The sequence below is a fragment of the Haladaptatus litoreus genome, assembly GCF_900156425.1.
Lineage (GTDB): Archaea > Halobacteriota > Halobacteria > Halobacteriales > Haladaptataceae > Haladaptatus > Haladaptatus litoreus.
Genome location: NZ_FTNO01000001.1, coordinates 1,393,263 through 1,407,023, shown reverse-complemented (window position 1 = coordinate 1,407,023; position 13,761 = coordinate 1,393,263). Strand labels below are relative to the sequence as shown.

Below are 13,761 nucleotides of genomic sequence, written 5' to 3'. Positions count from 1 at the left end.
ATGGACGACCGAGGCCAAACCCTGAACGATTACGTCGTCGGCATCAGCGTTTTCCTGTTGACCGTGACGTTCGTCGTCGCGTTTCTGCCGAGCGTTTTCGCGCCGTTCACCGCGCCCATCGACGACGCGACGACGGCCCGCGCCGACCGCGGTGCCGGACATCTCGTGGAAACGCTTTCGTCGCCGGAAACGCCGAACGTGCTGAACGAGTCCCGAACGGCGGCGTTTTTCGAGGACAATCCGGAAAGCGACGACCTCCGCGCTACTCTCGGCTTCCCCGCCACCGCACGGGTCAACGTCAGCATTTCCGACCCAGACACGAACGATGCTGTTGCGGTCGGGTCGCCCGCCGTCGCAGCGACGGCGGGTGACTCGCTCGACGGGCAACCGACCGCGGCATCGAGTCGAACTGTCGTCATCAGCGACGACGCATACCGACTGACGGTGAGAGTATGGTAGACGGGGAGAAGGGCGGAAGGAGAAGGCGGAACAGGATGGGCAACAGAGCGCAGGCGTACACCCTCGAAGGATTCGTCGGCGCGCTCATCGTGTTGACTGCACTGCTGTTCGCATTGCAGTCTGTCGTTCTGACCCCTACGACGGCGGGGACGGTCGACCAAGACGTGAAATCTCAACTGCGGATTCAGACGAACGACGCCCTGCGAATCGGTGCGGCGGACGGGTCGGTCGAAAACCTCACTCGCTACTGGAACGCGAGCAACGGAAACGAAACCGGCGGCTTTGCGTATGCGAACACAACCGAAGTCGGCTACGGCCACGCACCGCCCTGTGCGCCAGCGAAATCGCCGGACGCGACCTGTGATTCGCTCGGGGAAACGCTCGAATCAACGCTGACTCGACAGGGCTACGTCTACAACCTCTACGTCACCTACCGACTGCCGGGCGACCCGACCGAAACCGCCACCGAGCGTGTCGTCTACCGCGGCGTTCCGTCCTCGAACGCGGTCGTGGCGACCCACACCGTCGTTCTGTACGACGATATGACTCTCACCGGGCCCGAGAACGCCGACAATCGAACGCTCGCCGAACTCGACCCGGAGGAGTTCTACGCGAACGACGCGAGCGACGGCGTCGTCTACAACGTCGTGGAGGTGCGCATCGTCGCATGGTGAGCGGAAAAATCGGGTTCTTCGGACGATTCGCACGCGACGACAGGGGGCAACTCCTGCTCGTCGGGGCGGTCGTCATCGCCATCTCGCTGGTCGCCGTCGTCGTCGTTCTCAACACCGTGCTCTACACCGAGAACGTCACCAACAGTGAACCGATTGCGACGACGGGCGATGCGCGAGACATCGCCCTCGTCGTGGATGGTGACATCGAACCAGTGGTTCATCGCACGAACTACGCCGAGCGCCACGACTCCGCTGCGGAGAGTCGAACTGCCGTCGCAGAGAGCATCGCGGAGTACGAGACGCTCCTCGGCGTGACGGTGGCGAGGCGAACCCCGGCCTCGCTCCACGTCGAAGTCAGCAACCAGACGGTTGGAAACGGCGTCGAACACGACTCCGGCGCCGCGTTCGTAGATGCGGCGAACGAGAGCAACTGGACGCTCGCCCGGAACGCCGACGTGCGACGATACCTGTTCTCGGTGAATCGGTCGTCGTTGGCGACGACCGATTCGGACGCATTCAGAATCCAGGTCGAAGGCAGAAGCGAAAACTGGAATCTCTCCGTGCTCCGGCAAGACGACGATGTCGTCCTGCGGACAGACGGTTCCACTGTCGCCGCTTCCTCGACGTGCACCGTGACGAGCGAGCAGGTTCGTATCGACCTTCGAAACGGCAGTGCGTCGGAGTGTTCGTTCCCGTTCGCCGACGGTGTCGGCGACGACTACGACATCGAATACGAGAACGGGGCGAACGCGAGCGGAACCTACTCGGTGCTGTTCAACGGAACCGACGCCGAGATTCCGCCCTCTTCCGTCAACTCCGAGTCGTCGGAGTCGCCGTATCGGACACACGCCGTCTACGAACTCGATGCCAGACTGACCTACACGACCCCCGAACTGACCTACCGAACGACGTTCAACGCCACGCTGTACCAGCCATGAAACGTGTTATCACCCTCCCCACGAGAGACGAACGCGCGGTTTCGACCACGGTCACCTACGTCCTGACGATAGCCATCACCACGATTCTGTTGAGCGGCCTCATCACCGCCGCGGGTGGACTCGTCGGCGGCCAACAGGAGCAGGCGACTCGAAACGAACTCGGCGTCGTCGGCGAGCGAATCGCCGGGGAACTCACGAGCGTTGACCATCTCGTGCAGGCCGGAACGAACCCGGACGTTCGCCTACGGACGAGTCATCCCCGCAGAATCGTCGGCGCGCCGTACTCCGTCGAACTGAAAACCGGCGGGGAAAATCCCTGCACCCATCCGCAGTGTCTCGTACTGAGCACGGCCGACGTGACCGTAACGGTTCCGTTCGACAACGCGACGGCTGTTAGCCCCGGCCGGGTCGTCGGCGGTGATGTCGTCATCGAGTACGACCGAACCAACGAAACGCTCGTTCTGGGGGAACCATGACGAAGAAACTGTTCGACGACCGTGCCGCGACCGAACTGCTCGGCTTCGTCTTCATCTTCTCGATGATAGTGGCGTCCGTCGGTCTGCTGTACGTCAGCGGCGTCGGGTCGCTGGAAGACGCCCGCGACATGGAACAGTCGAAGAACGCGGAGCGAGCGTTCACCGCGCTCGCAACGACGTTCGACGACCTCCAGCGAAATCGCGCACCAGCGCGCGCTGGAGAAGTCAGACTCGGCGGCGGGACGATTGCGGTGAACGAAACGACACAACTCAGAATCGGCGTCGAGCAGACGAGTCCGACGGCGGTCGAAATCAACCGAACGCTCGGACAAGGCGCGCTCGTCTACACGGTCAACGACCGAGTGGTTCGGTACGAATCCGGGGCCGTGTTCAGCGGCGGCGAGGCCGGAAGCTGGGTAGTTCGTCGTCCGGCCTTCGACTGCACGCCCGACAGGGCCATCGTCTCAGCGGTTGCGATAAACGAAACCGGGGACATCTCCTCCGTGAGCAAACAGGGGTCGGTGCTCGTCGTCGGGCGAACCATGGACACCGAACTGCTGTTTCCGCTCGGCGGAGCACGACAGGACGACACTGCCGCGACGACGGTTCGGATACGAGCCGAGTCGTCGCCGAACAGCGAGGCGTGGAATCGCTACTTCGAATCGAACGGCTGGGAAAAAGACGGTACGTGGTACGAATGCCCGACGCGTCGGGCATTCGTCCGCGAAACAGTGGTCGGGTTCGACGTGCGAAACTAGTCGTTCTTCTCGATTTCGACCTGATTCATCGTGACGTGGATTCTGAAGTCTTCGGGCGCAGCCACGCTTCCGTGTTCGTGGATGGAGATGAGGACGACGGCGTCGTTGTAGTCCGGGTCGCCGCTGCCGCATTTGTAGTGGTTGTCGATGTCGTCCGTGGTCGCGTCGGCACAGGAGAGTTCGTACACGAGGACGAACTCGTTCGGGTCGAGGTCGAGGAAACCGGTTTCGTTCATCCGGGTGCCGAGGATTTGGGACATGCTTCTCTGTTCTTCGTTGGCCGAACCGTAGTTCGGAACCGCCATTCCGTCCGCGAGGAGGACAACGTTTCCTTCGCTCTCGCCCCGGCCGTCAGTGTCCACGACGATGTTCGTCATCATCGAACCCTCTCGGTCGGTGCGATAGGATTCCCAGACGTAGTCGTAAGTGTCGCCGTTGTACTCGAACTGGTTGAGGCGCTTTTCGGCGGACGAGTAGCTATCGACGGAACCGATGTCGTATGCGGTTCCTTCGACGCTGATGGCGTCGCCCGCGGTAACGTTCTCCGTGAACCGATAATATTCGCCGTTCGTCGGGTCGTTGATGTCGTGTCTGATGACCGAAGACGAACCCACGCCGTCGCCCCACGGTTCGTAGGTGTCGTCGCCGATGTTGATTCGCATGTTGATGGGCGCGTTGTATTTATTGCCGTGTCGCTCCCACTCGCCGGTCGTATAGTTCTGTTCCCACGACGTATCGGTTCTGGACGAAATCTCCGTTCCGAGGACTTCCACGGTAACCGAGGCGTTCTGCCGAGCACTGAGACTGTTTTCGCCGCTCTCCGCCGTCGAACCGCTCAGGATGACGGTGAGCGATGCGGTTTCGTTTCCGTCGTCCACGGTCACCACGCCGTCATCGACGTGGGTTTCGAAGAAATCGCCCCACGCCCGATAGTAGTCGCTGTGAACCGTGAGCGTCGCGTTGTCCGGCGGGTTGCACCGCGCTTTGTTGAACGTCTCCCGGAACGATTGGCTGTCCGCCCGCGATGCGGTCGCGTTCTTGCTCGCGTGGAGTTGCGTGACCGACCCGCTGACGGAGCCGGTGACGTTCACCATCTGGAAACTGAACGTTCCGTTTCGGTACTGCATGTCCGGCGGCGAGAGCATCACGCTTCCCCCGTCGGTGCGCTTCCAGACGCCGCCCGCTTGATACGCGACGACTTCGCCGTTCGAACCTCGATACTCGATTGCCCCGAACTCGATTTCCTCTCGACACGGCTGATTCGTCCCGTTGACGACGGTTATGGTCATACGCCCGTCTCGGGTCACTTCCGTGTCGCCGTTCTGTTCGCTGAAATCCAACGTGTGGGCGTCGTTCGCGCTGAACGCGACTTGGCTCAGGCGAGCATCCACCTCGCGCATCGTGTGTTCCGCGTTCTGCACCTCCACCGACCCGCGAATTTCCGAGACGGCCCCGGAACCGATGAGGAGGACGCCAGCCAGAGAGATGGCGACCAAACCCATCATCAGGACGACACCGATGAGTGGCGATTGCCCCCGTTGATTTTTCGAAATCGTATTTATTCCCCGACTAGTCATATTATGCACTCATAATCCAAACTGTATAAAGCTACGTCGAAAAGTCAACTGAACTGGTTTTAAAAATGGATGCAAATACAGCCACAACAGGTAGTATCCTGCACCGACGAAATCATTGCATGGCTCGAATCTCGACAATCGTAATGCTGGCTGGTGTCGTCATGTTCTTCATTCCGGAACCGATAACGTCCGGACTCGGTCTGCTCGTCCTCCTCATCGGAGTGGCGATGCGACTGCTAAGTAGCGCGTAGCCGACGAACGTTAAGTGACTGTGCGGAGAACAGTTTCGAATGGGGTTGTTCGATTCGGTACGACGGATTTTCACGATAGAGGGGGACGAATACCGGTGTCACTACTGCGGACGGACGTTCCGGTACGCCGTCGAACTGCCGGATTTGAACTGTCCGTACTGCGATTCCACTGACATCGAGCGAATCGAATGAGAATCGCGTCAAAGCGGGAGAAGTAGGCCGCTTCGGCGGTGGCCAATTTCGAACCATCACAAACGTTGATGGTTCCGCTTGCCGAACGTAAAATCGTGTTCGACTCTGACGAGGCGTTCGTGGCCGCCCTGCAATCCCACCTCGGTTCCGCACTTCAGACGGTGGCCAGCAGAGAAGACGGCGGGTACGAGATGCTGTACACCCGAGAGGACGTAACCGGACGCTTCACGCCCGCCGATTTCAACCGGATTCACGGCGAATCCCTGCTCGCGGACGAACCACGAGAAGACGCGGAGAACGTGTTTCGCGCGGGGGCGCTCAACTTCGCACTCTACACCTTCGATACGGCCGTCGTCTTGCAGTTCCCCGGCGAGTCCGGAGCGCTGTTCGTCGCGTTTGACAACGACGACGTGCCGCTTCTCCCCATCGTCGAGGTGTGCACCGAATGGATGCAGACACGAGCGTGATTCTTTTCGCTCAATACGCCGGATTCACCGGGAAACACGACGGACGACGACCCCGTAGAACGGTTTCACCGCACAGAACCCACTCGGGGAATCGACGCAGGTGAAGATGGTGACAATTCGGTAGACAGCTCGTGGCAGTCGTTTCGGTGGAGCGAATACGACTCCTTGCCGACCACGAGCTTTGCCTTCTTCCATCGCCGTGAACAGATACCGATAGAGCAGGGTTTCCTCTTCGAAGCAGTCCGGTTTCGTCGGCCCGAAGGTTCCTTCGACCCGTTCGAGGAAGAATCGGTCGTTCACATCCGGCGTGGAGTCGTCCTCTGTAGTGATATCGCAGGTGTACAGTTTCTTTGCCGACTTTGCCGACCCATCGGTTGGTTCGTTGGCGGTCTGGGTTCGGTTTTTTGTGCCCTCAACTGCGCTTCCCGCCGTGCCGATTGCTGTGAGCGCACCACCCGTGACGGCCAGTTGGCGAAGCAGATTTCGTCTCGTTTCTGAATTGGTCATTGATATCACGAATCACGGATTCGGCTATGCTACACTCGGGATTCGATTAGCCCTTTCGGCGGGAGGGGTCCGCGATTCATTTCCGGAATCGTGTACATTTATCATAGCATCCTCTGAACTCCCGCTAATGTATCGGCGGACTCGTCATCGGGTGAATCAACTCTTTCAGGTCGGAGCAGGCGGGCGAATCGGACAGTACATCGACTCGTTCATCCTCGCGCTGATCGTTGCGAACGTCGCAACCGTCATCCTCGAAACGGTCGAACCGCTCTACGCGGCGTATCAGGCCGAATTCTACCTGTTCGAACTGGCGAGCGTCGTCATCTTCTCCATCGAATACTTCGGACGGCTGTGGGCCGCGACGGAGCATTCCGAATACCGACATCCCGTTTGGGGGCGACTGCGATATGCGACCTCGCCGTTCATGATAATCGACCTGTTAGCCATCCTGCCGTTCTTCCTCGGGTTTTTCTTCGACCTGCGGTTCCTGCGGATGCTCCGCCTGCTTCGGTTCCTCCGACTGTTCAAACTCGCGCGCTACTCCCGGTCGATGCGGTTGTTCGTCACCGTCATTACGGACAAGAAGGAGGATTTCCTCATCGCCTCCTCGGTTGGCGGCATCCTTTTGCTGTTTTCCTCGTCGCTGATGTACTTCGTAGAACACGAAGCGCAACCGGAGATGTTCAGTTCGATTCCCGCCGCGATGTGGTGGGGCGTGGTGACGCTGACGACTGTGGGCTACGGCGACGTGCATCCGGTGACCCCCCTTGGAAAACTGCTGGGTGCGGTCGTCGCAGTTATCGGAATCGGCCTGTTCGCGCTCCCGGCGTCGATTTTAGCCTCGGGGTTCGTGGAGGAGTCACAGCACGAGAGGAAATACGCCTGTCCGCACTGCGGGGAACACGTTTCCGAACACGAACTGCACGAGTTGGAGTGAGCACGGTTTCGGACGATAGGAATAGGTTCGTTTTCGAATGCAGGCCCAACGCTTAGGCCGCTTCGAGGTCTGTACTGAGTACGATGATTGGCCCATTCACGGTAGGGAAGAAGGCGGCAAAGTTCGGCTACAAACGGTACGGGATTCCGGGTGCGGTGGTGGCGGGTGGTGCCGGAACGGTCGGCTATCTCGCGGTAAAGCGTGCGGTCAAGTCGGTCGCAAAGAGCGAGGACGCCGGAACCGCCATCGACGTGAAGACGATTCGGTCTGCGGTCGAAGAAGACGGAATCGACGCCGTAACCGACAGAGACACGCTCGAATCCGCAATCAACGAGGAGCAGCTGGATTCGGAAATCGACATCGAGGACGTGCAGTCCGAAACGGAAAACGAGACGGACGAACTGCAAGACGGCAACTCGGAATCGACGCACGAATCCGACGAGTAGGTTCGCCGTCAACCGTCTCCGCGAAGGCCAGCAGCTATTAGCCAATCGCTCTCTTTCCCTGTCCACGCATGCAATCCGTAATTCACCTCGTTTCCGGCGACGGAAGCGAACAGCAGACCGCACTCGCAATCGCCAGAAATCTCCTTGACGACGAAAGTGGAACGATTGACGACGTTGCCGTCGTTGCACAGGCGGGCGGTATCGAAGCCATCACTGCTGGGGGGAACGAGGAAGAACAGGTACGGTCGCTGATAGATGACGGCGTTCCGTTCAAAGCGTGTAGCAACACCCTCGACGTGATGGATTTAGACGAATCCGACCTCATCGACGGCATCGAAACCGTTCCGGAAGGTGCTGTCGAAGTCACGCGACTGCAAAACGAGGGCTACGCGTACATGCGACCGTAGTTCGAACCCTTACGCGCCGCTACTTCTTGTTCGCGTTCGCTCACAACGAAGTAGCGGGCGTGGCGGGACTCCCGCGAGCGGACGAAGTGAAGCGAGTGGGGGTAAGCCACGCTCGTTGACTGAGCGTAGCGAAGGAAACGGGCGTGGCGGGATTCGAACCCGCGGTCGAGAGGTTAGGAACCTCTCGCCCTATCCGCTAGGCCACACGCCCTAGATAAACGCACAAACTGACGCAGAAAAACGCTTACTGTCCGGATTCAGTTTCGGTTTCGGTGTTGGTGCTGGTTTCGGTGCTGGTGTCAGCGCGGCGTGGTTCGTCGTCAAATTCGCTCGCGTCGGATGACGGCGAATCGGACGGCCCGGAATCCTGCATCTCGCGGAGTTCGTCCTCGACTTCTTGACGCCCTTTCTTGAACTCGCCCATCGCCTCACCCGTCGAGCGCGCGAGTTTTGGAATCTTGTTTGCACCGAACAGAAGCACTGCGATGAGCAGAATCACCGCAAGCTCCATCCCACCGGGAACCGGCCCGAATAGTGGTATCATTTCGTACATCCTCTACCAGTTGCTTACCCATTGGCAATTATAGGCTTTTTGCTCTACTCAGGTTCACATCGAGCCCACTTCTGGTTAGCTGTCTAACCCTTTTCGACGGTGAGTAGACCGCCCGAGAACTTTTTTGTGCCGGACGAAGAGATACGGCTATGGACGACCCCGAAATGGAACCGACCGAAAACGGACGACGTTCCTACGACCCCGACGCCGACCACGCCTTTCCGGACGAGAAGCTGAACGAAGTACTGGAGTTCATCGACAACGATGTCGAGATTCAGACGTATCTGGACGCCCAGAACGTCAACGCCGTGGCGCGAAAAGGATACAACGACCACGGGTCGAAACACATCGAAATCGTCCTCAATCGCGCGCTCCTCCTCTACGACCTGCTGAAGCGCGGCGGCGTCGAGTTCAACGGTGCCGCGGACGAAGGACTGGACGAAGAAGACGAAAGCGTCATCGTCGCCTTCGCCGCGACGCTCCACGACATCGGTCACGTCGTCCACCGGGACGACCACACGTACTATTCGATTCCGCTGGCTGCGGACATTCTCGACCGTGTCCTTCCGAACTTCTACGATACGGCGGATACAGTTCGAATGAAGGGTGAGATTCTGCATGCGATTCTCTGCCACCACACGGAAGAAGACCCACTCACGACCGAGGCAGGCGTCATTCGCGTCGCGGACGCTCTCGACATGGAGCACGGTCGGTCGCGCATTCCGTACGAAAAAGGTGGCCGCGGCATCAACACGGTGTCCAGTCAGGCCATCAAGAAAGTCAGTCTGAGAGGGGGCGATACAATCCCGGTTCTCGTGGAAATAGAGATGATGAACGCCGCGGGCGTCTATCAAGTTGACAACCTTCTCAAGGCGAAACTCCACAAATCCGGCTTGGAGGACGACATCCGAATCGTCGCCCTGAACGTCCGCGAGGGGAGCGACAACATCGTCGAACGGATGGAACTTTAGAACAGATTTTCGTACACTCGTTCGAGTTTGTCCACCGCTCGCTCGACGCTGATTTCCGAACGCCGGGCGAGACAGGATTCCCTGAGGCGGTCGTACTCCGACAGCGTGCGTCGGATTGCATCCTGAAATCCGTCAGTGTCACCGCTTTCGAAGTGATAGCCTGTCTCTCCCTCAACGATGGTGTTCGCCAGTGCACCAGCGTTCGCCCCGACCACGGGCGTCCCGCAGGCGTTCGCTTCGAGGGCAACGAGGCCTTGGGTTTCGACCGGACTCGGGAAGGCGAACACGTCCAGTGCGGAGTAGAAGGCTGGCATCTCGTCCCGCTCTAAAAAGCCGAGGAATCGAACGTCGATGTCGGATTCGCTTGCCTGTTTTTCGAGCGATTTCCGTGCAGGGCCGTCGCCACCGAAGACGACGGTGAAATCCGTTTCCTCGGCGGCGGCAATGAGTTCCGAGAGTCGCTTTTCGTAGCCGTGTCTGCCGGTGTAACCGACGAGCGGTCGGTCACCATCGAGGTCGTATTTGTCCACGAAGTCGGCGGTTTCGACGGGATGAAACCGCTCGATGTCGATTCCGTTCGGGACAACGTGAACCGGAGCGTCTACACCGACCGTTTCCACGACGTGCTCGCGGGTCGCTTCGCTCGGCGTGAGAACCGCGTCGGAGCGTCCGAAAAACCAGCGTTCGTAGGCGACCGACGCCCGTTCGACGTATTCGGCCGCGGATTCGTTGGAAACGAGGTAGTCCGCGTATTCGCCTGTCGGTGTGTGATACGAAGTGACGAACGGCGTGTCCTGCTTCCATGCGAGTCGAAGGCCGCCGAGTCCGATGGCGAACGGGGTGTGTGCGTGGACGATTTCGGCGTCGGTGACGGCCTTCGGAATCCGTGGGGTTCCGAGTCGATAGCCATCGTAGAACGGAAACGGTAGACTGCCGATTGGGTGTTCACCTTTCTCGGGAACGTACTCGTCGGAGCGTGGATACGCCACGTCCATCCGGCCGCCGTTTCTCTCCCAGCAGTCGCGCCACGACCGAATCGTGTAGGTGACGCCGTTTATCGTCGGCAGATACGTATCCGTGAACGCGGCGACCCATCGGCTCATTGACTCGCCATTCGTAGACAGGGTGTTAAGGGCTTGTGACTTTACGCGAGTTCGCGGTACGTTCGTGTAAGTCTGTCACCGAGTCGTTCCAAAGTGTGTTCCTGTGCAGTTTTTCGTGCGTTTTCGCCCAGTCGTTCGCGCAGTTCGGGATTCCGGTCGAGGAGTTCCAGCGCGCGTTGGAACTCCGCTTCCGTCTCGCACATGAGACAGTCCTCGCCGTGGGTGTAGAACTCCCGAAACACCGGGATGTCGCGGAGGACGACGGCTTTGCCGCAGGCCATCGCTTCGAGGACGGCGATACCCTGATTTTCGTCTTTCGCCGGAAAACAGAGTACGTCGCCCGCCGCGAACGCTCCGCGTTTGTCGTCTATCCACCCCGAGAACGTGACGTTCTCCGGCGGATTCTGCACCCACTTTTTCACCGTCGAACTGGCCTGTGGGCCGGTGTCGTAGGGACCGAACCACGCGAAGTCGAAGTCGGTTCTCTGTGCGAGTCGGCAGAACGTCGTCAGGCCTTTTCGCTCGAAGACGTTGCCCATCGTGAACGCGACCATCCCGGACAGGTCGTATCGGTCACGGTACTCCTCGCGCAGGGATTCGAACCCCGAAAGCGACTCCGCGTCCACGCCGTTAGAAATCGGTCGAATTGGCGCGTCGATGGGGTACGCTTCGAGAACCGATTTCGTGTATTGACTCGGACAGAGCACCACATCGGCCTGCGAGTAAAACCACTTCAGATAGCGACGAAGGGGGCGCGCGGCGAGTGTCGAACCGCGGAAACTCTCCGCGAAGTCCTCGCTGGTGACGTGCGCGTGAAGCACGAGCGGAATCCCTTCGCGCTTCGCGTGGCGCGCGACTGCGACCGAACCCGGCCCAATGACGTTGCAGTGGGCCACGTCGAAATCTGCGAAGAAATCGCGTCCTACTGCCCGGGAAGCGAGTCCGTGAACCGGCGTCCCGCCTCGCCACGGAGAGGTGACGACATCCACGTCAGTTCCCGCGAGAGCCTTTCGCTGGTGCTTCGTGGCGGTTCCGATACCGCTCCGATCGAGTTGGGATTCCAGTTCGAGGTAGTTGAGTGCGCGCACTGGCGAAGTGATGGAATAGCCGACCATTACCGCTTTCGGAAAGGGGTCGTTAAACGACCACAAAGTATTTCTTGTTATGGGAACATGAGGCCAATGGGGCAATACAGGAACCTTCTATCCTTGTCCTGTCTCGCCCCGGAAACCCCCCCACCCCCCCATTCCGAATGACTGTAGCTCAAGAGAGAATAGAGCGACTCGCAGGGCTTGCGAGCGATGCCGCCGCCGATTGTAACGACGACAGAGCACGGGAGTACGTCAGGCTTGCCAAACGAATCGCCGAGCGAAATCGTCTTTCGCTCCCCCACCAGTTCAAGCGATTTACCTGCGACTCCTGTGATTCTTACCTCCGCCCCGGAAAGAACGCCCGTGTCAGATTGCAGGGTGGCCACGTAGTCATTACCTGCGACTGCGGCACGCAGGCGCGCTATCCCTACGAATAGTATCAGAAAATACAGATATGGGCAGTTGATTCCGGCAGTATTTTCCTCGGAAATCGGTGATTACGACTGGGTGCTACCACCGTAGGCACCACCTACCAGCACGTCCATGGGGCTGTATCGTCGGCGCTGACGGTCTTTGACAATTTTTCGAAGTCGGTGGGTAGCCTTTCATCCAATGTCGGCAGGACGATTTTCCACGAAAACGGCTGACCAAATTTGGATTGGCTGGGCGCGCTGGCGCGCCCGGCCTCTGCTGTCCTGGCGGGAACGGGCGAGCGAGGAGTGAGCGACTGTAAGGAGCGAGTGACGAGCGATGGCGTCCATCGTAGACGCGATTTGCAGCCACAGCAGTCGAACCTCCGGCTTCAGCACCATTGCCACGGAAACCACAAAAGTAAACCCGCCATCGCAGACGAAAACGACAAGTCTCGCGCCCCATCACTCTCTGCCATGGCCAGACAACAGTGGACGGATATGATTGTGGGGGACAGAATGGCCGTGGATAGGGACTTTTCCCAGCGAGTCACGGACTCGCGCTTTTCCCGGCAAGAGTGGGGCCTGATTATGACCGCCGTCGAGTTCGACATCGAAAATCCCGGTGACGACGAGCAAGCCAAACTCGTCGCCGACACGAGCAAGGTTCGACAGGTGATGCCCGAGATGGAGAACATCCAATCGCAGATGAACGCGATGGGGGGCAAGTTGCAGAAAAAAGAGAGCAAGGGAATTTTCAGTTCGGTCAAAGACGCCCTCGGAATGGGTGGCGGCGGTGGCGACGGAATCGACGAGGAACGCCTTGCCGCCGCGGAAGGGTTGGCACAGGAGTACGCCGACGAACTCCAGAGTCACCTCGAATCGAACGACAAGTGGAACCGCGTCAGAACGGCGGTACAGGAGTGATGCAGCTCGCACCCGGCGCGTGGCGGTACGCGCTCCCGGCGTTTTTGCTCGCCGGGCCGGTCGGATTGCTCTCACCGATTGCCACTCTGCTCGCGCTCGGTTTCGGCGGCGCGACGCTACTGTTCTTCCGCGACCCGGAACGTGGATCGCCGAAGTACGGCGTTCTCTCGCCAGCGGATGGTCGCGTCTCCGTGATTCGGGAAGAAGGAAACCGCGTCCGCGTCGGCGTGTTCATGAACGTCACCGACGTTCACGTCAATCGCGCGCCGCTGTCCGGGCAGGTCGAGTCGGTCGAACACGAACCCGGAAAACATCGCCCTGCGTTCAGCAAGGAGTCGGACAACAACGAGAAGGTTCACATCCGATTTCCGGAGTACGATTTGACGCTCATCGCGGGGGCGTTCGCACGCCGGATTCACCCCTACGTCGAGGGCGGCGAGACGCTGGAACGGGGACAACGACTCGGCCACATCGCGTTCGGCAGTCGCGCGGACGTACTCCTTCCCGAATCGTTCGACCTGAAAGACGTCGGCGTAGCAAAGGGTGAGCGCGTCCGAGCAGGAGAAACCGTTTTAGCCGCATCCCCCGCTCACCGTACTGAAAGCGCCGAGTAGCCG

At 59.6% G+C, this 13,761-nt stretch carries 21 protein-coding genes and 1 tRNA gene; 15 read left to right on the top strand and 7 right to left on the bottom strand.

From position 1 onward, the window contains the following. From BW974_RS07395 to BW974_RS07375, 5 genes are read left to right on the top strand one after another with little or no spacing between them, the layout of a single operon-like run. Complete coding sequence (locus BW974_RS07395; protein WP_076429365.1) at window positions 1-459, top strand: DUF7287 family protein; 459 nt, start codon at window positions 1-3, stop codon at window positions 457-459. Beyond that, window positions 453-1,133, top strand: a complete 681-nt coding sequence (locus tag BW974_RS07390) for a DUF7288 family protein (RefSeq protein ID WP_245799950.1) — start codon at window positions 453-455, stop codon at window positions 1,131-1,133. Before BW974_RS07395 ends, BW974_RS07390 begins: the two co-directional genes overlap by 7 nt. Further along, window positions 1,127-2,071: a DUF7261 family protein gene (locus tag BW974_RS07385; RefSeq protein ID WP_076429361.1), complete on the top strand. Its 945-nt coding sequence runs from the start codon at window positions 1,127-1,129 to the stop codon at window positions 2,069-2,071. Before BW974_RS07390 ends, BW974_RS07385 begins: the two co-directional genes overlap by 7 nt. Further along, window positions 2,068-2,547, top strand: coding sequence for a DUF7266 family protein (locus BW974_RS07380; RefSeq protein ID WP_076429359.1), 480 nt, complete (start codon window positions 2,068-2,070; stop codon window positions 2,545-2,547). Before BW974_RS07385 ends, BW974_RS07380 begins: the two co-directional genes overlap by 4 nt. Next, window positions 2,544-3,305, top strand: a complete 762-nt coding sequence (locus BW974_RS07375) for a DUF7289 family protein (RefSeq protein WP_076429357.1) — start codon at window positions 2,544-2,546, stop codon at window positions 3,303-3,305. Before BW974_RS07380 ends, BW974_RS07375 begins: the two co-directional genes overlap by 4 nt. Here the strand turns inward: BW974_RS07375 and BW974_RS07370 are convergent. Beyond that, window positions 3,302-4,882 carry a DUF7289 family protein gene (locus tag BW974_RS07370; RefSeq protein ID WP_139328831.1) on the bottom strand — a complete coding sequence of 527 codons (1,581 nt, stop codon included), beginning with the start codon at window positions 4,880-4,882 and terminating at the stop codon, window positions 3,302-3,304. The genes BW974_RS07375 and BW974_RS07370 overlap by 4 nt on opposite strands. Before the next feature lie 119 nt (window positions 4,883-5,001). Between BW974_RS07370 and BW974_RS07365 the strand changes: the two genes are divergently transcribed. The 3 genes from BW974_RS07365 (at window position 5,002) to BW974_RS07360 (ending at window position 5,792) form a co-directional block, all read left to right on the top strand. Then, window positions 5,002-5,133, top strand: coding sequence for a transporter (locus tag BW974_RS07365; RefSeq protein ID WP_076429354.1), 132 nt, complete (start codon window positions 5,002-5,004; stop codon window positions 5,131-5,133). Between the two features lie 39 nt (window positions 5,134-5,172). After that, window positions 5,173-5,325, top strand: a complete 153-nt coding sequence (locus BW974_RS25485) for a hypothetical protein (RefSeq protein WP_175609640.1) — start codon at window positions 5,173-5,175, stop codon at window positions 5,323-5,325. A gap of 95 nt (window positions 5,326-5,420) precedes the next feature. After that, on the top strand, window positions 5,421-5,792 hold the full coding sequence (locus BW974_RS07360) for a DUF7522 family protein (RefSeq protein WP_139328830.1): 372 nt from the start codon (window positions 5,421-5,423) through the stop codon (window positions 5,790-5,792). A 24-nt stretch (window positions 5,793-5,816) separates the two neighbouring features. Here the strand turns inward: BW974_RS07360 and BW974_RS07355 are convergent, their stop codons facing one another. Then, the gene (locus BW974_RS07355; protein ID WP_076429350.1) at window positions 5,817-6,299 is read right to left on the bottom strand and encodes a hypothetical protein; all 483 of its coding nucleotides are present in this window, start codon (window positions 6,297-6,299) and stop codon (window positions 5,817-5,819) included. Window positions 6,300-6,426: 127 nt separating this feature from the next. Here BW974_RS07355 and BW974_RS07350 point away from each other — a divergent pair, with 127 nt between their 5' ends. From BW974_RS07350 to BW974_RS07340, 3 genes are all read left to right on the top strand, one after another. Next, a complete protein-coding gene (locus BW974_RS07350; protein ID WP_076429348.1) occupies window positions 6,427-7,236 on the top strand; it encodes an ion transporter in 810 nt (269 codons plus the stop codon). Between the two features lie 83 nt (window positions 7,237-7,319). Continuing rightward, on the top strand, window positions 7,320-7,682 hold the full coding sequence (locus BW974_RS07345; protein ID WP_076429346.1) for a hypothetical protein: 363 nt from the start codon (window positions 7,320-7,322) through the stop codon (window positions 7,680-7,682). Window positions 7,683-7,750: 68 nt separating this feature from the next. Beyond that, complete coding sequence (locus tag BW974_RS07340; protein WP_076429344.1) at window positions 7,751-8,089, top strand: DsrE family protein; 339 nt, start codon at window positions 7,751-7,753, stop codon at window positions 8,087-8,089. 138 nt (window positions 8,090-8,227) lie between these two features. On the opposite strand, the gene BW974_RS07335 is transcribed toward BW974_RS07340, so the two are convergent. Both BW974_RS07335 and BW974_RS07330 read right to left on the bottom strand, forming a co-directional pair. Continuing rightward, window positions 8,228-8,300 (bottom strand) — tRNA-Arg (locus BW974_RS07335). Between the two features lie 33 nt (window positions 8,301-8,333). Further along, complete coding sequence (locus tag BW974_RS07330; protein ID WP_175609639.1) at window positions 8,334-8,642, bottom strand: Sec-independent protein translocase subunit TatA/TatB; 309 nt, start codon at window positions 8,640-8,642, stop codon at window positions 8,334-8,336. A 149-nt stretch (window positions 8,643-8,791) separates the two neighbouring features. On the opposite strand from BW974_RS07330, the gene BW974_RS07325 reads away from it, so the two are divergent. Next, on the top strand, window positions 8,792-9,613 hold the full coding sequence (locus BW974_RS07325) for an HD domain-containing protein (protein ID WP_076429342.1): 822 nt from the start codon (window positions 8,792-8,794) through the stop codon (window positions 9,611-9,613). Here BW974_RS07325 and BW974_RS07320 read toward each other — a convergent pair. Further along, complete coding sequence (locus BW974_RS07320) at window positions 9,610-10,716, bottom strand: glycosyltransferase (protein ID WP_076429340.1); 1,107 nt, start codon at window positions 10,714-10,716, stop codon at window positions 9,610-9,612. The two genes, BW974_RS07325 and BW974_RS07320, sit on opposite strands and share 4 nt — an antisense overlap. Before the next feature lie 41 nt (window positions 10,717-10,757). Further along, complete coding sequence (locus BW974_RS07315; RefSeq protein ID WP_076430284.1) at window positions 10,758-11,804, bottom strand: glycosyltransferase family 4 protein; 1,047 nt, start codon at window positions 11,802-11,804, stop codon at window positions 10,758-10,760. Between the two features lie 164 nt (window positions 11,805-11,968). Between BW974_RS07315 and BW974_RS07310 the strand changes: the two genes are divergently transcribed. After that, entirely contained in the window at window positions 11,969-12,244 is a 276-nt protein-coding gene (locus tag BW974_RS07310) for a ribonuclease P protein component 4 (protein WP_076429338.1), read from the top strand. Between the two features lie 168 nt (window positions 12,245-12,412). Here the strand turns inward: BW974_RS07310 and BW974_RS07305 are convergent, their stop codons facing one another. After that, window positions 12,413-12,634, bottom strand: a complete 222-nt coding sequence (locus tag BW974_RS07305; protein ID WP_139328829.1) for a hypothetical protein — start codon at window positions 12,632-12,634, stop codon at window positions 12,413-12,415. 60 nt (window positions 12,635-12,694) lie between these two features. On the opposite strand from BW974_RS07305, the gene BW974_RS07300 reads away from it, so the two are divergent. Continuing rightward, window positions 12,695-13,144, top strand: coding sequence for a DUF5799 family protein (locus BW974_RS07300; protein ID WP_076429330.1), 450 nt, complete (start codon window positions 12,695-12,697; stop codon window positions 13,142-13,144). Further along, complete coding sequence (locus tag BW974_RS07295; protein WP_076429328.1) at window positions 13,144-13,758, top strand: protein sorting system archaetidylserine decarboxylase; 615 nt, start codon at window positions 13,144-13,146, stop codon at window positions 13,756-13,758. The genes BW974_RS07300 and BW974_RS07295 overlap by 1 nt, the downstream gene beginning before the upstream one ends. Window positions 13,759-13,761: the final 3 nt, after the last annotated feature.